Below are 20,056 nucleotides of genomic sequence, written 5' to 3'. Positions count from 1 at the left end.
GTACCTTATAGCCTTGAAAAACGCTAACCTATAGTTTCCTAAGTAATACCTTTAAATTGATAGTTGAACGAAATGAACAGCATTTTATAGAATGAAAGTGCTTACATTTTGAGGTATGCGCGATTCTTAATGCTTGCGGCATGTCCGCATGATTCACATAACCGGCAAAAGAGGGCGAAGGAGGAGAGTCTAGTATGGCAAGTAAAAGGTTCGGAATCATTAGTCTGGTCGTGGTTATGACGGCAGCTATGATCACTGCTTGCTCAGGGAACTCGGGTAAGGAGCCTGAGTCAGGAGATAGCAAAGAGAAGGTTACGTTCACGTATTTTAATGCCACTGCGGGAAAGGACATTAATACCAAAGAAACGCGGATCGGCAAAATCCTGGAGGATCAGACGGGGGTAAACTGGAAGCTGGAGCATTTGGTGGGTGATTCCAATACGAAGATCGGTACATTTATTGCCGGTAACGATTACCCTGATGCGATAGTACCGGATGGCACAATCGATAAGCTGCTGGATGCCGGGGCTTTTATTCCCCTGAATGATTTAATCGATAAATATGGACCGAATATTAAGCGTGTATATGGACCGTACTACAACTTGATGAAGGCGGAGGATGGAAATATATACTTCCTGCCGCTCAGTGCGGTGGTAGGCAATTATTTACCTGCGCCTGATATAGAGCAAGGAGCCTTTTGGGTGCAACGCAGGGTATTAAAAGAAGCTGGATATCCAAAAATCAAAACACTTGATGAGTATTTGGCGCTGATTCGTAATTATGCTAAAAAACATGCCAACGAAGGCTTGACGGGGTACCTGGCGTTAACCACGCAGGATAGGTTTTATGCTCTTACAAACGCGCCGATGCATCTAGCAGGCTATCCGAATGATGGCGGTACGCTCATTGATATGAAATCTTACCAGGCCAAGGATTATGGAGATATGGAAATCACTAAACGATATTTGAAAGAGCTGAACCAGCTCAATGTAGAGGGCTTATTTGATAAATCGTCCTTTGTGGACAATTATGATCAATACTTGGCGAAGCTGACCTCGGGTAAGGTATTGGGCTTTTTCGACTACCGCTGGCAGGCGGGACAGGCCTTAAATAACCTCCAGGAGGCTTCTAAGAAATCGGGCAATGATGATATGGAATATATAGGACTGCCTATTGTATACGACCAGAATATAAAGGATCAATACATTGATCCGTCATCGTTCGTTAATAACCGTGGTATAGGAATTACGGTCAGTGCCAAGGACCCGGTACGTATCATCAAATTTTTTGACAATCTGCTGACGGACGAAAACCAGGTGTTATCCAACTGGGGAATCAAGGGAGAAACCTATGATGTAGATGAAAAAGGACGCTTTTACCGGACCGAGGAGCAAATTAAGCGGACTGGTCAAGACGCGTTCCGCGAATCGTTCGGGTTTAAATATTTTGAATACAGTTGGCCGCGATACGGTAGTGGTTCCACCCTGCCTGATGGCAACTCGGTTGCTCCCGGACGACAGCCTGAGGTTGCGCGTATGTCCTACACAAAGGGAGATAAAGAGCTACTAAAAGTCTACGGTGTAGAGTCCTTCTCGCAAATGTTTTCCGCACCTGACAAGCGCCCCTGGTTTCCAGCCTGGAGTATCCCGATTACCCAAGGCTCAACTGCGCAGCTCTTCCAGCAACAGAGGGGGGGACTGCAGCGCAAATATTTCCCGCGTTTGGTGCTGTCTGCACCAGAGCAGTTTGATGCGATTTGGAATGAATACACCACTGAATTTAGAAAGCTGGGTGTAAAGGCGTATGAGGAACAGATCACGAAGGAGGTTGCCCAAAAAATCAAAAATTCCGGTGAGAAATAAAGGAGGCAGCAGCTATGGGTTACTCGTTACCCCCACCTACCACGCTCTCCCCGCATCATTTGCCGCCTTTAAGACGAGCCGGCTTCAGGGGATTTATACACAAGCTGACTCAGCAACGGACTTGGTATGGATATCCATCCCTTTTTTAATCTGGCTGTTCATCTTCAAGTATTTTCCCATCTGGGGCTGGACGATTGCCTTTCAGGATTTTAAGCCTGCCCGCAAGCTGCTCGATCAGCAATGGGTAGGATTGAAGCGTTTCTATTTTTTATTTCAGGATGAACATTTTCTACGGGTTATGCGAAATACGCTGGCAATAAGTTTTATTAATCTGGTGTTGGGCTTTATCACCACTATAACATTAGCGATTTTGTTAAATGGGCTTCGCCAGGTCGTATTTAAGCGGGTAGTACAGACGCTTAGCTATCTGCCGCATTTTATTTCATGGGTGGTCGCGGCTAGCATCATCAGTACGGCGTTGTCTGCGAATGCGGCTGGGGCTGATTAAGGAACCTGTTTTGTGGCTGGGCGAGGGAAGCTATTTTTGGGGTATCCTCGGTGCATTGGAGGTATGGAAGGATGTGGGCTGGAATACAATTATTTATTTGGCCGCAATGACGATGATTGATCCTTCGCAGTATGAAGCGGCGAGATGGATGGAGCAGGGCGTTTTGAGCGGATTTGGCATGTGACATTACCCGGATTGAAGCCTGTATTTATAATCCTGCTCATTATGAACATCGGCAATCTGCTGGAATCCGGCTTTGAGCCGCAATACTTACTGGACAACGGTATGAACGTAGATTACTAGGAGAATCTGGATTTTTTCGTACTGAAATATGGTATCCAGATGGGGAATTTCTCGCTTTCGATTGCTGCCGGGATGTTCAAAACGGTGGTTAGCTTCATCTTACTGTTCAGCGCCAATCATGTTGCGAAGCGGTTAGGGGAGGGAAGATTGTTCTAGAATAAAGGGAGTTATGGGGGAGAAGGCCGCTTCGCTGGCCTTACACGGGCGATTTCGGGCCCCCTCGGATCGAATTTTTGGTGCGTGCAATATCTTGTTTATGCTCTGCCTGATAGTGTTCACGCTGTATCCGTTTTTAAATATCGGGGTGTTTAATTTGATTGGCATTCGCTCCTTTATTGAGGGATTGCCGGAAGGGATTTTGGAGTCGGCGCGTATTGACGGGGCTGGGGAGTTTGCCACTTTATGCGCATCGTTTTGCCGCTGTGTGTTCCCGTACTGGCGACGGTGTCGCTGTTTACAGCGGTCGCGCAATGGAATTCCTGGTTCGATGTGTTTTTGTACAATTCGTCATATGAGCAATGAAGCACTCTTCAATATGAGCTGATGAAAATACTGCAAAATTCCAACACGTCTGTTAACACTCAGGACTATGCGAGCCAATTCGCTGGTTCGGAAAATCTGGAGAAGTCGGTCACGCCTACCTCGATTCGGGCCACGATGACGATTGTCGCTTCAGTGCCTATTATTTTAGTTTATCCTTTTTTGCAAAAATACTTTGTGAAGGGTATGACCTTGGGAGGTGTCAAAGGATAGTAACTGAAATCCAATGGTGTGCCCAATACGAATTCAAAAAATTTGAGTGTGGGAGGGATTGCTTTGCGGTTATGTTGGTGTAAGCCTTTTAGTCTGTTGCTGGTTGGAGCGCTGTTGTTATCACCTGGTGGTTGGTGGGGGGCATCTGTAGCGAAGGCATCTGCGTCTGTAGAACATTCTCCGCTTGTTGTGGGTACGGCGCTGTCGGCGGGCAGTGTCCATAAGACCATTAGAACGTATGGATTTGAGGAGGGAAACAGTGACGGCTGGAAACCTCGGGGAACTTATACCCAAATTGTATCCGTCACAGAAACCGCTTACGGTGGCACACATAGTCTAAAGGCAACCGCCCGCACAGAAGCTTGGAACGGAGCGGAGCTGGATGTGAAGCCACTGTTGCAGCCGGATGTGGAGTATGAAATTAGTGGCTATGTAAAGCTGGATGGCAATGCTGAGGTTCCAAGTGTGGTTAAACTTACAGTGGAGCAGCAGCCGACAGGTGGGACTACGACATGGAAGACGGTAGCGCAGTCGGAGACGGCGGATACATCGTGGATTAAACTTCAGGGGAAATATACTTTTACCGGGGGGATGGATGCATTGAAGCTGTATGTGGAAAGCTCGAATCCCGCGCAGGCATATTATGTGGATGAGGTAGAAATAACACAGGTATCGAATCCCCCGGCGGAGCCGAGCCGTGGAATCGTATCAGGGTTTGAAGATGGTACGGCTCAAGGATGGGTGTCCCGTATGGGGACCGAGACCGTGCAGGCTTCGAATGCTGCTGCACGAAGCGGCACATACAGTCTGCTGACAACAGGCAGACAAGAGACATATGCCGGACCCAAGCTAGATGTGACTGCTATGATGAAAAAGGGCAGCCGATATACGGTCAGTGCTTGGGTGAAGCTGGCGCCGGGTGAGCAGCCTGCCAAGGTGAGGCTCAGTGTACAGCGTGATCACCAAGGGGATAGTGCGTATGAAACTGTTGTAGGTGACACGGCTACTACCGCTGGGGGATGGATGCATTTGTCTGGTATGTATACGCTCGCGTATGATGCGGACAATGTTTCTATGTATTTTGAAACAGCGGAAGGAACGCCTTCCTTTTATATGGATGATTTCGAGCTGTCACTTGTACCACCACTGGCTATTGAAAAGGACATTCCTTCTTTACATGGGTTATATGGGGGACAGTTTAGCATCGGCACGGCGATTGAAGCTTTCCAGACCGAAGGGGCTTATGGAGAGTTAATACAGAAGCATTTTAGCAGCGTCGTTGCAGGGAATGCGATGAAACCAATCTCCTTACAACCGTCCGAGGGACAGTTCCATTGGGAGGAAGCCGACCAAATTGTGCAGTTTGCTAGACAACATGGACTGGAAATTCGCTTTCATACTTTGGTGTGGCATAACCAAACTGGGGATTGGATGTTCAAGGATAAGAATGGACAGCCGATGACGCCGACTGCTGAGAATAAAAAGCTTTTGCTGGATCGGCTGGAGACGCATATTCGCGCTGTTGCAGCGCGATATAAAAATGTCATCACCGATTGGGATGTGGTGAATGAGGTCATTGATCCTGATCAGCCGGATGGCATGCGCCGCAGCAAGTGGTATCAAATTACCGGTACTGATTATATTGAAAAAGCATTCCGTGTCACGAGGGAAGCGGCGGGTCCGAACGCACGACTATTCATTAACGATTACAACACACATGAGTCGAAGAAACGGGATTTTCTGTACAATTTGGTACGTGATCTGCTCGCTAAAGGTGTACCGATTGATGGGGTAGGCCACCAATCGCATATCCGCCTGGAGTTTCCCGCTATTAGCGAGATTGAGCAGTCCATAGAAAAGTTTGCTTCGCTTGGTCTGGATAATCAGATTACCGAGCTGGATATGGGTCTTTATTCCAATGACACAGATCGCTATGAAACGATTCCAGAATCTATGCTGATCCGGCAGGCTCACCGCTATCAAGAGCTGTTCGATATGTTTTCAAGGCAGCAAAATCATATCAGCAATGTGACGATTTGGGGTACGGATGATGGAAATACGTGGCTCAGCACGTTTCCAATAGCCCGGTTGGATAAGCCGCTACTATTCGACGAACGGTTAAAGGCCAAATATGCCTATTGGGCACTTGCTGATCCATCCAAAGTCCCGCCGTTGCCAGCAGGGAATAACGAATAAATGGTTTAAATACATGCCGGGCTTGTTTTGCCTTATTCTATGCTGTATCGAACGTCGCCTTATACAAGCATAAAAGCAGGCTGTCCTTCACATGTGACATGTAAAGGACAGCCTGCTTTGTTATCGTAAAGGAATTACAGTGTTATTCCAAATTGGCGTGTTGGCCAAACATAGATTTGGAGGTCAGCTTGCGCAACTCCATCGTTCTGAGTACCAATGCGTCACCGTACAACAGCAGGGTTTGCTCAAACAATGAGCCCATGGGCTGAATCGTTTGGTAGTCCTTGTTGGACGGGTCCTTGGCCGCACCAGGCAGCTTGACGATGATATCGGCCAGTTTGCCAATGGTGGAACCCGGGGAAGTGGTTAGAAGCGCCAGAGAAGCCCCAAGTTTCTTTGCTTTTTCTGCCATGGAGGTCAGACTTTTGGTTTCGCCAGAGCCTGAACCAATAATGAGCAGGTCGCCCTCGCCCAAACCAGGAGTTACGGTTTCCCCGACCACGTAGACTTGAATCCCCATATGCATCAGCCGCATCGCCAGCGAGCGAATCATGAACCCTGAGCGGCCCGCACCTGCCACGAATACCTTGTTTGCAGCGGCGATGGAGTGGATCAGCTGCTCCGATTCTGTATCACTGATCAATTGTGGAACCAATTGCAGCTCCTTGAGTACCTCGGATAAATATTGAGAGGTCTCCATTGGGATTAACCTTGTTTGATGAGCTGTTGCATTTGGGAAGCTACAGCCTTTTTGTCGTCCTCGCCAGTGATACCACCGCCGACGATAACCAGATCCGGTTGAGCCTTCACGACTTCAGCCAATGTACTCAGCTTAATACCGCCAGCCACGGCAGTTTTGGAGTTTTTCACGACTTTTTTGACGGTTTGAAGTGCTTCGAACGGGCTCTGTCCTTCAGCTTGCAGATCGTAGCCTGTATGCACACAGATGTAGTCAACGCCCAGAGCGTCGATTTCTTTCGCACGTTGCTCCAGGTTTTTAACACCGATCATGTCCACCAAGATTTTTTTGCCGCCTTGTTTTTTCGCTTCTTCTACTGCACCTTTAATTGTTGCATCTTCAGCTACAGCCAAAATCGTAACGATATCTGCACCAGCCTCGGAAGCTTTTAGCACTTCATAGCCCCCTGCATCCATAACCTTCAGGTCAGCTAGCACTTTCAGATTCGGGAATGCTTCTTTCATTGCTTTTACTGCATGAAGTCCTTCATTGATGACAATCGGTGTACCGATTTCTACGATATCAATATACGACTCTACTTCTTTTACCAATGCAATACCCTGCGGGATATCTACTAAGTCTAAAGCCAATTGAAGTTCCATGTTATTAACTTCACTCCTTAAGTGAATTTATATTTTGTTGAACAGGTACATGCTCTGTTGAGTATTACTCTATACTTTGGTTTCATGCACAGGTTTGATTGTAAGGCCCTGATATCCGATTGAAAAGTACGCACTAATTCGTAACGTAGTTACCCCGACGATACTATAGCATCATAAAAACCATCCATGAGAGAGCCTACATTTTGTCTTCTTTAGCATTATTTCTATAAGGGGAGTCGACTATTCGTAACCAAGGATTTTGCGAAAATCCCATAAGCGACTTCCAATGAACAAGATATAGATCGAAATGGTTTAGTTCGTCTATATCTTGCACTTCGGAGCGACTGGAATCGAATTTTGCAAAATCCATAACCATACATAGCAATGTAAGGTTGCAAAAAAGAAGGTAGCGATGATTGAATTGACTTCAAGTTAGGTTTTGACTATATTTGTAATATACTGGTATGCAAAAAATGGAGGCTAAGAGCATAACTACCCTGAAGAGTAGCCGCTGTGCTAAGGGGTAATCGCAATTTTCAGGATAGGGAGGCGGGTTTTAGTGGAAGAGGTCCTAAACCAAAGGGAAGCCATTTATTTGTTGTCGGACAGCCACGAACTCGATAAAGCTTGTGAGTTGTTTAGAATCAGCTACACACATAATGATTGGGATGAAGCGAACAAAGTAGCAGATTATCTGCATACGTTGGCTGAAAGCCTGTATCACACCCAACTGAGAAATGCTGCAGACGGCAAGTATGAGACATTGGACACCAAACACCCGCTAGTGTTTTATTATGCTTACAGTTATCTGGCGAAGTCTATTTACTATCAGAATATGGGAAAGTATGAGGAAGCCAGAAACTATATTATGAAGTATAGCGAAATGGGCTGGTTTATGGGGCTGGATCAGAGCGGTCACGAAGAAGTAGAGAGATTCCGTTTCCTTGCCAAGGCCAATTTATTTACGATTGAATTACTTTCGGGGAGAAGGGAACTTTTGCCTGAGTACGTTCAATTTCTTCGCGACAATGAAGAGGAGCTACTTCCAGGATTGGTTGGTATTGCCGAAGCGGCTAACTTGAATAATTGGAATATAGACGACCTGCTGAACGATTTTGCTGATGATATTAAGATATTTGAAGGTTATGAAGATAGAGCAAACCGCGTATATTATTTAAAACTGGTCAACCAATTGGCCATTTACCATTTCAAGAAGAAGAAGTACTCCGTTGCCTTAAATTATGTCCTTGATTCTTTGCAATTCTCTGCCCATGTAGAAGCGGATGCCGATTTCAGGACATTGGTTGCTCTGTTTGAGACTTATCGAGATTTGGCAACACCATCACAGCAAGAGCAATACCAAACCATTTTATTAAGGGGGCTTCATAATGAAAAAGGCATTAATCTCGGTAACTATGGTCTTGGCGTTTCTTAGTATTGCTCTTCCGGTGGGAAATATTGTAGGAGGGTTAGACCCTGTGATTCCTTCAAATCATGGTGTTTTTTCTTATATTACTTGAGTTTCAGATTTAGACCTTCAAGCCCGATAGGGCTTTTGTACATAAAGGGAGCACACTTTTACGCATTTTGCGATCAGTGTGCTCCCCTTTTTTATGCCAAGATTTATTTTACGGCATACGAAGTCAGGTCATTGGCCAGATGTTGCATCGTTTCACTCGCCTTTTGCATACGCTCCATCACTTCAGTGAAGGAGCCTACCAGAGTCGCCTGCTCCTGAGAAGAAGAAACAATTTGCTCAATTTCCTGCTCCATTTGACGAATGGAGTTTTGTACATCCTTAAGGGCTCCTTCAATATCGACCGTCGCCTTTTTAGATTCTACGGATAGCTTGCGAACCTCTTGAGCGACGATACCAAAGCCTGCTCCTGCTTCTCCGACACGCGCGGCCTCGATCGCTGCATTCAATCCAAGCAGGTTGGTCTGATCGGAAATTTCCTTGATGAACACAGCTACCTGATTGATTTTACCCGAGTTTTGTACGGCGATTTGAGTGTTTTTCAAAATCTGTTCACTGGTTGCCTGAAGCTCCTCGGAATGAGCCGCCACATGCTGTACCATATCAATGAGCTGCTCGGTGATGGAGCGATTCTCGGATACGATTTGATCCAGTTGATTTTTGTTAGTCAAATTATAAGAGGCCGCAAATGCTGCGATGACTTCACCTTTCTCGTCAAATACAGGGATACTGATCATATCAAGAGGAAACCCCAGAATTTCAGCAGGAATGTGGGTCAGGCTGGGCTCACGTCCATTTTTAAGCATGGCAAAATCTTTATAGTCCTCGAGCAGCTCCGAGCCTGTTTCAAAGCCGAGATCCATACCCTCCGATTGGGTATACATAAGGACATGAGTGCGGTCGAAGAGAGCAAGGGTCACTTTCTCACGCATAATCTGTTGTATGTAGGGAATGGCTGCAATTAATGCATCTATTGTATTCAAATAGATAACCTACCTTTCTTTACTAGATATATTTTTTATAGTCTCGTATATAGTTGTCGGTCTAGAGACGGATAAAAGTTATAAAGATATTGAAAATTTAAAGTGAGATGAAAGCTTCAGAAAAAAAGGCATACCGTTTCCATTACGGAACGATATGCCTTCTATTTAATCTTAACGTGTCAGTGCTGTGTATAGGTAGTTCACTTGCCGCGTTGCTCGAACAGTTGTGCGATTTCCACAATAACCTTAGTAGCAAGTACCATGTTGTCCACCGACACATATTCAAACTTACCGTGGTAGTTCTCCCCACCTGTAAAAATATTCGGTGTAGGCAGTCCCATGTAGGATAGCTGTGAACCGTCTGTACCGCCACGAATCGGCTTGATAATGGGTTCGATATTCAGCTTTGTCATTGCTTCATAAGCGACATCGACGATATGCTTAACAGGCTCTATTTTCTCTTTCATGTTGTAATACTGATCTCTCAGCTCCAGCGCAATACGGTTTTCTCCATAAGCGGCCTGCAGCTCTTTGACTACATTTGTTAAATAAGCTTTCCGTTTTTCAAAGCTCTCGCGGTCAAAATCACGGATAATATAGTATAGCTTAGCTTGTTCTGCCGTGCCTGTAGACTCCAAGAGATGATAGAAGCCATCATATCCGTCTGTATACTCCGGGGCTTCGTTTGCAGGTAACCGACTGTGTAGCTCCATAGCGATTTTAGCAGCGTGGATCATTTTGTTTTTAGCCGTACCGGGATGCACGTTCACACCGTGAATGGTAATATGGGCGGCTGCGGCGTTAAAGCTCTCATACTCCAGTTCTCCGAGCGGTCCGCCGTCTACCGTATAGGCATATTCAGCGCCAAAAGCGGCTACATCAAAGCGTTCCGGTCCTCTTCCAATCTCTTCGTCCGGTGTAAAAGCGACGCGAATTTTGCCATGTTGAATTTCTGGATGGTCAATCAGATAGTGGATAGCTGTCATGATTTCTGCGATCCCGGCTTTGTTGTCTGCACCGAGCAGGGTGGTACCATCTGTTGTGATCAGGGTGTGGCCTTTATATTGAGTCAGTTCGGGAAACTCACGTGGAGAAAGAACCACACCAAGCGAAGCATTCAGCGTGATATCGCCCCCATCATAGTTTTCCGTCAATTGCGGCTTTACCCCTGCGCCAGTCAGCTCGGTAGCCGTATCGAGGTGAGCGAGAAAACCAATGACGGGAACCTCTTTATCCGTATTGGAGGGAAGGGTCGCCATCACATAACCATGATCATCAATGGTCACGTCTGTCATACCGATGGCTTTCAATTCACCCACCAAGAGGTTGCCTAATGTGAGCTGTCCGGGTGTAGTGGGGCAAGTGTGGCTGCTTTCATCAGATTGGGTATCTACCTGAACATATGTAGTCAGGCGGTCAATCAATTCCTGTTTCATGTGTGTATCCTCCTTGGTGTCATTTCTATTATGGTACGTATTTTATCATGATTAGGCTTATAATATGAAAAAAATGGTTGACCCTTTAGGAATGACGGGTTGTGTTACACAGGGGAGACGAGTAAGATAATAGTAAAATAAAAGTAAAAATAGAGTAAAACCATTAAAGGAGTCTGCAATGCCTACGTTAAAAGATATCGCCCAGGAGGCAGAGGTTTCGATATCCACGGTCTCCCGAGTGCTGAATTATGATGAAACACTGTCTGTATCTGAGGAAACGCGGCGTAAAATTTTTGAGGTTGCCGAGCGCATGAAATATACGACTGTTAAACGTAAAAATGGCGGTATTGGTCGTCAGCCCCGCAAGAAGGCAGAGGGACCCATCCGGTTGGGTATGGTGCACTGGTTTAGCGCGTACGAGGAACTGGAAGACCCTTATTATCTGTCTATCCGGTTTGGCGTGGAAAAAGAGTGCCGCCAAAGCGGGGCGCAGCTGGAGCGTATTTTCAGAAGAGAGGACCTGACTGCGCTGAAGGCGTCATCCGAAGGGCTACATGGGCTGATCGTGCTGGGGCATTTTAGCAACGAAGAGGTAGAACGTATGCTGGAACTGCCCATTCCTTGCGTCTTTCTGGATCATCCGGTAGAGCGTACAGGGGCAGACTATGTGGTCATTGACCTTGCTCACGCTGCGGCTGATGCACTGGATTATTTGATGGGCGTGGGCCATCGTCACATCGGATATGTAGGTATGGGCAAGGATGAGCAGTCCCGTGATTCCGAACGAGTCGAGCTAGATGCCCGCTATGAGACGTTTTTGCGGTATCAGGAACAGCACGGGCTGTGCACGTCGGATGATATTCATGTGTGCGGCGGAACGGCGGCAGATGGCTTCCGTGCGATGGAAGCGGCTATTCTGGCGGGACCAGAAAACCTGCCTACAGCCTTCTTTGTCGCGAGCGATTCGGTGGCTATTGGGGCGCTGAAGGCGCTGGAGCACCATCATCTTGCGGTGCCGGAACGTATCTCAATTGTTGGCTTCAATGATATTCCGACAGCGGAATATTTGACCCCATCTCTGTCAACGGTCAAAACGCACACCGAACTGATGGGAGAAACGGGCGTTCAGCTCTTGCTGCATACGGTACGCAACGGTGCAAACGAGGTGGGGCGCAAGGTCATCATTCCGACCGAGCTAATGATTCGCAACAGCAGTGCGCCGCTACATACCGATACCCAATAAAATCAACGTTATTGATTTGGACAGCCCCGGCTTACCGGGGCTGTTTTTTTGATATAAAAAGATACAAAAATGGATTGACAATTGTCTTGTAAATGCTTACATTGAACATATATTTATTTTACCAAGTTTTACTCGTCATTTTTACTCAAATATTTTACTATGGTATAAGAGTGAAAAATAAAAGGTTGAGGTGACTGCCCATGCGTACCATTTTGCCGTTGAATGACCAATGGTTTTACCTTCCTGAATATGTCGAGAGCGAAGTAAGCGCAGGCATTGATACAAGTCGGTATGAGCCAATTCAGCTGCCGCACACCAATGTAGAGCTTCCGTATAATTATTTTGACGACAAGGCATTTCAGTTTATTTCTACGTATAAAAGAGAGCTGAACATTCCGGCAGATGCGAAAGGTAAGCGAGTGTATGTTGATTTTGAAGGAGTCATGACCTATGCCCAGGTGTATCTAAACGGGGTAAAAGCGGGGGAGCATAAAGGTGGATATACACCGTTCAGCGTTGAATTGACCGAACTTGCCGAGTATGGCGGCCCCAATGTGCTCACGGTCATTGTCGATTCCACGGAACGGGACGACATCCCTCCCTTTGGGGCAGTCATTGACTATCTGACCTACGGCGGTATTTACCGCGAAGTGCAGCTGCGAATAGTAGAGCCTGTACACCTGGGAACGGTATTCATTCAGACACCGGAGCCGCTTGCGGCAAGCAAGACGGTGCGCGTGGTCGTGGAGCTGGAGGGCATCGGCGATCAGCAGGACGACTTGACGGTCGCGCTGCAACTGGTGGACGGAGCGAGTGTGAAGGCGGAGGCTAAGCTGGCAGCGATGACGGCGGCGGAAGTAACGCTGGAGCTGAAAGAGCTGCGCGGCCTGCAGCTTTGGGATATAGATGATCCCAAGCTGTATGAAGCGAAGCTGACGCTGCTACGAGGCGAAGAAAAGTTGGATCAGGTGACCGTGCGCTTTGGCTTCCGCGAGGCCGAATTTCAGCCGGACGGTTTTTACTTGAACGGGCGGAAGATCAAGCTGCTTGGCTTGAACCGTCACCAGTCCTATCCGTACGTTGGCTATGCTATGCCTAAAAGAGCGCAGCGTCGTGATGCAGATGTGCTCAAGGAGGAGCTGGGGCTGAATATGGTACGGACATCCCACTACCCTCAGTCCCGTCATTTTCTAGACCGTTGTGATGAGATCGGATTGCTCGTTTTCGAAGAGATCCCGGGTTGGCAGCACATTGGCGGTGAAGCGTGGAAGGAGCAAGCGGTGAGGGACGTAGAGGACATGATTATCCGTGATCGTAATCATCCTTCCATTGTAATCTGGGGGGTACGAATTAATGAGTCGCAGGATGACCATGATCTGTACACGCATACCAATGAGCTAGCACGAAAACTAGATCCGACCCGTGCTACGGGCGGTGTGCGTTATATTGTAGGCAGTGAGCTACTGGAAGATGTATATACGATAAATGATTTTGTTCATGATGGTGGGCACAAAAAATATTTGGCTAAGGAAATCCGCAATTTTGATACGTATGACGATACAGAAGGCGTAGATGGCGAAACGACAGGCTTGCGCCAGCCGTCTCTCGTTACAAAGCTGGATCATCCGGTCCCTTATCTGGTAACGGAATATAACGGGCATATGTACCCGACCAAGCGTTTTGACCAGGAGGAACGGGTAATGGAGCATGCACTGCGCCATACGCGGGTCCAAAATGCTTCCTATGCCGATGAGGGCATTGCCGGGGCGATTGGTTGGTGTGCTTTTGACTATAACACGCATGCTGATTTTGGTTCCGGTGATAAAATCTGCTACCACGGTGTCATGGATATGTTCCGCCTCCCTAAATTTGCAGCGAGTGTGTACCGGAGCCAGAAGAACGTCGAACAGGAAATCGTTATGGAGCCGGTCACTTACTGGTCGCGTGGCGAGCGGAATATCGGGGGCATCGTGCCGCTGGTTGTGTTCACCAATTGCGATGAGGTGGAATTCATCTACGGTCATGAGCGCAAAGGTGTTTATCGTCCGAACCGAGAGAAGTACCCGGCGCTTCCTCACCCCCCTGTCGTGATCGACGAGCTGACAGGCCACTGGGGCATGAAGTGGGAAGACGCTGTATTCATTGGGTACGTAGATGGGCAAGAAGTGATCCGCAAATACTATTCGCGTAATCCGGTGCCGACAGAGCTACGGGTAGCTACAGATGATATGGTGCTGGAAGCTGGCGATTGGGACGTAACCCGAGTAGTAGTGGATGCGCTGGACGAATACGGCAATGCCCTGCCGTTCTATGCAGATCCTGTTTCGGTAGAGGTCGAGGGAGTGGGTGAATTGATCGGTCCTTCAAGCTTATCCCTCATTGGTGGACGTATTGCATTCTGGATTCGTACAAAGGGTGAGGCTGGCAATATCCGCGTGAAGGTTTCCGCATCTTCCCGTTTCGCTTCGCAGGAATTGAGCATTGACGTGCAATAAGGAAGCAAAGGCAACATACAATCCTACTAGCTGCTTTTATACCTTTTGAGACTTCCATTATTTAAAAAAGGAGTTGTCCGCAGATTCTGAAAGGGATCTGAGAGGGCAACTCCTTTTTGGCATAGTTTAGGGTATGCTAATCTATGAGTCTTTTGAATTGTGTCTTATTACTGAGTCACTTAACGTTACACTCATAGATTGGAAGCATAGAATACACTATCAAACGCAAGGGAGGTGAATTCTATGGCGATCCTTTTACCTTCGCAAATTTACAATCTTGCTGCTGGTGTGGGTAAGTCCTATTTTGAAAATTTGAAAGGCGGTAATAATGCAACAATTACCGTGAATAATACGGGTGCCAATCCGGTGGATCTGGTTGTTACCCGTGTCAATGCTCCCGTGATTACGTATGTTATCCCGGCAGCCAACAGTCTGACGTTAGAAGTGGCTTTGTTGCTGGTTGCTGCTCTCCAAGCTACTCCAGCTGGAGCTGTGACGGGCACCATCCAAATTGCTACTGCTGATTTTTAACCTGTAACGGCCTGACCCTCTAACTCTAGCTTTGCCGTATGGCAAGGTTAGAGTTTTTTTGTTGAAATTTTCTGAAACTTTTTTCATATTGTGCCGATATATACATATAGCATAGCAAACAACAACATCGAAAAGGAGTACCCTGTATGAGTTTTAGCAATCCGGTTTTACGTGATGACATCTTTTTGCGCGAAGATGAAAGAGAAGTTAGCGAACAACGCATGACCATCGGAGGAACGGTGAACAAAACGTTACTTCTGCTGGTTCTGCTCATCGTCTCTGGAAGTATTACCTGGTACATGACCTACGAAGGAACCGTAGAGGTGCTATCCTTGCTGACGGCAGGCTTTATTGGTATGGCAGGCGTAGCACTTGCGATATCCTTTTTTCCAAAAACGGCTCCATTACTTTCTCCTGTATATGCGATTCTGAGTGGTTTTGCTTTGGGTGGCATTTCAGCTTTTATGGAGTATGAGTACCCTGGAATTGTAGCCAATGCTATTTTGCTGACCGTGGGTATTTTGTTCTTGATGCTCTTTATGTACACACAGCGAATCATCAAGGTGACACGCGGCTTTATCTCATTCGTTGTCCTGTGTACGATGGCGATTTTTCTGGTGACGCTAGTTGATTTTATTTTGAATCTTTTCGGTATGAATGTTCCGTATATCCATGAAACGGGTTGGCTGGGTATTGGTATTAGTTTATTTATCGTGATCATTGCGGCTTTGAATCTACTGGTTGATTTCAATTTTATTGAAGAGCAAGCGGATCAAGGTGCACCCAAATATATGGAATGGTATGGTGCTTTTGCATTGCTGGTGACTCTAGTATGGCTGTATGTACGGATTTTGGATCTGTTGGCCAAGTTCAGTAAGAGGGACTAAGTGCAGAGTGAGAAGAAAAGGATGGCTGAATGCCGTCCTTTTTTGTATTAAATAGACGGTTTAAAAATTGCATTTTACGTTAAATACATAGAAGTTGGGTAAAACATAAAGACAAACAGGAGAGGAGTGAGTGTATGTATCAAGTGGTGCTGGTTAGGCATGGAGAAAGCGTGTATAACCGACAAAACCTGTTTACGGGCTGGACGGACGTGGACCTGACTGAACAAGGGACTCATGAGGCCATTGAGGCGGGACGTATTCTTAAGGAGGCTGGATATACGTTTGATTTGGCATTTGCCTCTGTGCTAAAACGATCTATCCGCACGCTGTATCACATCTTGGATGAGCTGGATCATCTGTGGATACCTGTGCAGAAGTCATGGAAGCTGAATGAACGCCATTACGGTGCTCTTCAAGGGCTTAGCAAGCTGGATTCCGCCGTGCAATACGGCGAGGAGCAGGTTCATATCTGGCGGCGTAGCCTAACAGTGCGGCCACCCATGCTGGATGAGAAGGACGAGCGGAGTCCGCATCGGGAAGAACGTTATCGCAATATTAAGCCAGAAGAGCTGCCGCTTGGGGAAAGTTTGGAGGACACAGTGCATCGGGTCGGTGAGTTTTGGAAGCAGCGGATTGTACCTTTGATTCTCAAAAAGGATCGAGTTATCATTTCTGCACATGGTAACACTTTGCGGGCCTTAATCAAGTATATGGAGAATCTGGACGAAACCGCATTGCTGGATTTGAATATTCCGACAGGCATTCCACTGGTGTACGAGCTGGATGAGCATATAGATCCCATCCGGCGCTTTTATCTCGGTGATCCGAGTCATGTAGAGGCTAAGAAGCAGGCTGTGGCCAACCAAAGCAAGGTAACGGAGTGACTTTCCATACACAAAGAGGACAGGGCGCTTCCTCGCATCCTGTCCTCTTTGTGTTGGGTATAGATTAAGCGTTCGCTTCTTCTTCTGTTTCCTGGCTGTCTTCATCTGCGGGAAGTGCCCACACCGATACACTGCCGGCACGAACGGGAAATATGCCGTAGCCATCCTGCTCAATCTTTACGGTATGATCGTGACGCCCAGTCAAATCTATCCATTCTTCCGCTGCATGTTGTTTGCCTACGAACATGCGCTTTTCCCCGTCATTTGCGTTGGTGATCACCACAGCACATCCGGAGCCTTCCAGCTCAGGCACGCCTTGACGTACCCATCCAATCGTATGGGGATCATCGAAATAATCTTTTTGCTCACCATAAGCTTTATGGTACCGGGCATATAGAAGCGGGTCTAGCTCAGCCTGCTTGCCTTTCACGGGCGTTTGTCCCTGGATACCGTAGTAATCGCCATAGAATACGCAGGGATAACCGTCTTTGCGCAGCAAGATCAGTGCATAGGCGCTAGGCTTGAACCAGTCCTCCACCCAGGATTCAAGCGCTTCATGCGGCTGGGAATCATGATTATCGACAAAAGTAACCGAGTTCAGGGGATGGGTATGAACAAGCGTATCCTCGAAAATGGTGCTTAAATCGAAATCCTTGCCACCCAAGGAAGCGCTATGTAGTTTGTAGTGGAGGGATACGTCAAATAGGTCGATTTTATAATCAATGGTATCCAGGAACTTTTGACACGATTCCAGATCCGGTTTCCAAAACTCGCCTACCATATAAAAATCCTGTCCGCGTTTTTTAATCATTTCTGTAGCAAATTCTCGTACAAATTCATGATTAATATGCTTGATTGCATCCAGACGGAATCCGTTGCATTGCAGAGTATCTACCAGCCATTTGCCCCAGCGGATCATCTCTTTGCGCACATCCTGATGATTATAATCAATATTGGCGAACATTAAATAATCATAATTGCCGAATTCATCATCTACATTTTCGCTCCAGCTTTTATTTTTACCTAAAATACGATAGATTCCTGTCCGGTCCTGGCTTGCATCGTAATCGGTTCCGTTAAAATGTTCAAAGTTCCATTGAAATGTGGAATACTGACCTTGACGGCCGGGGAACGTAAATTTAGTCCAGCCCTCGATATCAAAGGGCTCGGAAATGACCTCATTGCGATTATCCGGATTGACCTCGACGACCTTGAACACTTCGGTTTCATCCGCGCCAGCCTTATGGTTCATGACCAGATCGACATAGACGGCCACACCGTGGCGAACGCAGGCGGCAACAGCCTCCAGCAGGTCTTCCCTGGTTCCGTATTTGGTGCGCACCGCACCTTTTTGGTCGAATTCGCCCAGATCGTAAAGGTCATAGACGCCGTATCCCGTATCCTCGGGCGATTGACCTTTGGTGACAGGTGGAATCCATATCGCGTCAATTCCTTTGGCCTTCAGTTCCGGTGCCAGGCGGGTAAGCTTCTTCCAGTGAGAACCGTCAGCTTCGACATTCCACTCGAAAAATTGCATCATCGTATGGTTCCTTTTCATGTGCGTCCCTCCTTCATATATAACAAGTTACCCACCAAGTGAGGGGGGCTAAACGTCAGACGGTCAATATGATGCTGAATGAAGAACAAGGATCGCTGTATAACGTATGCTGAATCATTAAAATTTGTTATACCTAAGTGTTCACAACGACTCGGGTAGCTAGAAAAGGGAACGTGAAAACGGTAAAATGAATCTAACTTAACAATAGTTCGGGTTTTGGTGAAAACCGTAAAGCACGAGCAACAGAGGAAAGGAGGGGTGGACGTGACAGAACCGCAGCAGAACAAGGATGGAGCGAGCAAACCGCTGATTAAAAAATGTACGTATTGTCAGGAAATGAAACCTTTAACGGACTTTCAGCGCAGAACGGGTCGCCGGGCTGGTCCTTATTCCCGGCGTGGTCCTTGCCGTTCCTGTCGGGGGTTGGCCCCACAAGAACGTGCGGCTACGTCCGCTCCTTCCGGCGAGGAAACGAACCCCTCGGCTGCTCCCGTGACGCAGCATAGCCTTGATGCAAATACGGCTGCGCACAACCTGGAGGCGTCACTACCTATGGAGGCACAACGCCCCCGCAGGAAGCCGGTCACGGATAAAGCGCGTGAGCGCCACCGGCAACGGGTTCGGCATCTGCTTAGCAGGCTGAAGCCTGCGGATACCCGGGCGTTGCGGCTCAATCGCAATGGCATGATTCGGCTAAGAGGCAAAACCGACCAGGGGAGACGCTGGCATCAAGAGATTGAGCTTGATCTGGCCATGACCTTGGTCAGAGAGCGTATGGCGGTGATTGTTAATCCATACACCGTGCGCAGACTGTATAGTAACAAGGAATTTCGTCAATATGTGCTTAAGCGTGACCGCTATACTTGCTTTTTTTGCGGAGACTACGGTGACACGATTGATCATTTACTGCCTCGGGCAAAAGGGGGGCACACGACGCCAGTCAATTGTGTATGTGCTTGCAATGAATGCAATCAAGTTAAGGCTGCCCGCGATGTAGATGAGTTCATTGAGTCTGGTGTGCCGCAGCCATCCCCTGATGATTTCGAGGCACCTGATAATCCGGATGCTTCTGAAGACACCCTACATACGTAGGGCGATTCTTGGAGCGTAGGTCCCTTAATACAGTTCTACTTCAAAGCCGGATTCCTTCCAGGCTGTTGTTCCGCCTTCGATAAAAGCTACATTGGTAAAGCCCATCTGCTGGAGTGTATAAGCTGCCAATGCAGCTTGTCCGCCTGCCCCACAAGTGGTGATAATCGGGCGGTTGCGGTCACGTAGACGTTCGTCACGCAAATCCTGTGGAACCTCCAAGTCAGCGCGGATGGGCAGCATGCCCAATGAAATATTGGCGCTTCCGCGAATCAGACCGCAAGCGCCTGCATCATGGGAGTCCTGTACATCGATAACGAATGTATCAGGATTTGCCTCCATTCGCTGACGTGCCTCCTGTGAATCAATGCCTTGAACGTGCTGTCTTGCTTCTTGAACCATATCTCCAAATGTTTTAGCCATCGTGTAAAACCTCCGTATGAATATATTTTGTGTTATTTTCATATTGTTGAACTGAAACGCACTTTCTCTATTACCCTCCTCTAGCAT

General features: G+C 47.3%; 15 protein-coding genes and 2 pseudogenes. 11 read left to right on the top strand and 6 right to left on the bottom strand.

What is annotated here, in order from left to right; translation table 11 throughout:
- Positions 1–194: 194 nt before the first annotated feature.
- The 4 genes and pseudogenes from KAI37_RS24875 (at position 195) to KAI37_RS24860 (ending at position 5,622) form a co-directional block, all read left to right on the top strand.
- Positions 195–1,862 carry an ABC transporter substrate-binding protein gene (locus KAI37_RS24875; RefSeq protein ID WP_220030434.1) on the top strand — a complete coding sequence of 556 codons (1,668 nt, stop codon included), beginning with the start codon at positions 195–197 and terminating at the stop codon, positions 1,860–1,862.
- Positions 1,863–1,876: 14 nt separating this feature from the next.
- Positions 1,877–2,829: pseudogene (locus KAI37_RS24870) on the top strand (ABC transporter permease).
- Between the two features lie 142 nt (positions 2,830–2,971).
- Positions 2,972–3,426 (top strand): annotated as a pseudogene (locus KAI37_RS24865) (carbohydrate ABC transporter permease); the annotation flags it as partial.
- Positions 3,427–3,489: 63 nt separating this feature from the next.
- Positions 3,490–5,622 (top strand): endo-1,4-beta-xylanase, encoded by a 2,133-nt coding sequence (locus tag KAI37_RS24860; protein WP_220030433.1) that lies wholly within the window; start codon positions 3,490–3,492, stop codon positions 5,620–5,622.
- Positions 5,623–5,764: 142 nt separating this feature from the next.
- Here KAI37_RS24860 and hxlB read toward each other — a convergent pair whose 3' ends face one another.
- Positions 5,765–6,322 carry a 6-phospho-3-hexuloisomerase gene (gene hxlB / locus KAI37_RS24855; RefSeq protein WP_220030432.1) on the bottom strand — a complete coding sequence of 186 codons (558 nt, stop codon included), beginning with the start codon at positions 6,320–6,322 and terminating at the stop codon, positions 5,765–5,767.
- Positions 6,323–6,327: 5 nt separating this feature from the next.
- The gene (gene hxlA / locus KAI37_RS24850; RefSeq protein ID WP_013312540.1) at positions 6,328–6,963 is read right to left on the bottom strand and encodes a 3-hexulose-6-phosphate synthase; all 636 of its coding nucleotides are present in this window, start codon (positions 6,961–6,963) and stop codon (positions 6,328–6,330) included.
- Positions 6,964–7,522: 559 nt separating this feature from the next.
- Here hxlA and KAI37_RS24845 point away from each other — a divergent pair.
- Positions 7,523–8,398, top strand: coding sequence for a DNA-binding protein (locus tag KAI37_RS24845; protein WP_220030431.1), 876 nt, complete (start codon positions 7,523–7,525; stop codon positions 8,396–8,398).
- A 188-nt stretch (positions 8,399–8,586) separates the two neighbouring features.
- Here the strand turns inward: KAI37_RS24845 and KAI37_RS24840 are convergent, their stop codons facing one another.
- Positions 8,587–9,423 (bottom strand): methyl-accepting chemotaxis protein, encoded by an 837-nt coding sequence (locus KAI37_RS24840; protein WP_025721376.1) that lies wholly within the window; start codon positions 9,421–9,423, stop codon positions 8,587–8,589.
- Positions 9,424–9,623: 200 nt separating this feature from the next.
- The gene (gene pepT / locus KAI37_RS24835; RefSeq protein WP_071643812.1) at positions 9,624–10,859 is read right to left on the bottom strand and encodes a peptidase T; all 1,236 of its coding nucleotides are present in this window, start codon (positions 10,857–10,859) and stop codon (positions 9,624–9,626) included.
- A gap of 178 nt (positions 10,860–11,037) precedes the next feature.
- On the opposite strand from pepT, the gene KAI37_RS24830 reads away from it, so the two are divergent.
- The 5 genes from KAI37_RS24830 to gpmA all read left to right on the top strand — a co-directional run bounded on the left by KAI37_RS24830 (position 11,038) and on the right by gpmA (position 16,899).
- A complete protein-coding gene (locus tag KAI37_RS24830; RefSeq protein WP_220030430.1) occupies positions 11,038–12,102 on the top strand; it encodes a LacI family DNA-binding transcriptional regulator in 1,065 nt (354 codons plus the stop codon).
- A 200-nt stretch (positions 12,103–12,302) separates the two neighbouring features.
- A complete protein-coding gene (locus KAI37_RS24825) occupies positions 12,303–14,597 on the top strand; it encodes a glycoside hydrolase family 2 protein (RefSeq protein WP_220030429.1) in 2,295 nt (764 codons plus the stop codon).
- Between the two features lie 243 nt (positions 14,598–14,840).
- Entirely contained in the window at positions 14,841–15,128 is a 288-nt protein-coding gene (locus KAI37_RS24820) for a hypothetical protein (RefSeq protein ID WP_071643805.1), read from the top strand.
- A gap of 146 nt (positions 15,129–15,274) precedes the next feature.
- Entirely contained in the window at positions 15,275–16,015 is a 741-nt protein-coding gene (locus KAI37_RS24815) for a Bax inhibitor-1/YccA family protein (RefSeq protein WP_076292761.1), read from the top strand.
- Between the two features lie 134 nt (positions 16,016–16,149).
- The gene (gpmA, locus tag KAI37_RS24810) at positions 16,150–16,899 is read left to right on the top strand and encodes a 2,3-diphosphoglycerate-dependent phosphoglycerate mutase (protein ID WP_025721385.1); all 750 of its coding nucleotides are present in this window, start codon (positions 16,150–16,152) and stop codon (positions 16,897–16,899) included.
- 64 nt (positions 16,900–16,963) lie between these two features.
- On the opposite strand, the gene KAI37_RS24805 is transcribed toward gpmA, so the two are convergent.
- Positions 16,964–18,457, bottom strand: coding sequence for an alpha-amylase (locus KAI37_RS24805; RefSeq protein WP_076292760.1), 1,494 nt, complete (start codon positions 18,455–18,457; stop codon positions 16,964–16,966).
- Between the two features lie 264 nt (positions 18,458–18,721).
- Here KAI37_RS24805 and KAI37_RS24800 point away from each other — a divergent pair, with 264 nt between their 5' ends.
- Entirely contained in the window at positions 18,722–19,549 is an 828-nt protein-coding gene (locus tag KAI37_RS24800) for an HNH endonuclease (protein ID WP_220030428.1), read from the top strand.
- Between the two features lie 24 nt (positions 19,550–19,573).
- Here the strand turns inward: KAI37_RS24800 and KAI37_RS24795 are convergent, their stop codons facing one another.
- On the bottom strand, positions 19,574–19,969 hold the full coding sequence (locus tag KAI37_RS24795) for a rhodanese-like domain-containing protein (protein ID WP_023990896.1): 396 nt from the start codon (positions 19,967–19,969) through the stop codon (positions 19,574–19,576).
- Between the last annotated feature and the right edge of the window lie 87 nt (positions 19,970–20,056).

The sequence above is a fragment of the Paenibacillus sp. S25 genome, assembly GCF_019454085.1.
GTDB lineage: Bacteria > Bacillota > Bacilli > Paenibacillales > Paenibacillaceae > Paenibacillus > Paenibacillus polymyxa_B.
This window is presented reverse-complemented; position numbering and strand designations above follow the sequence as displayed.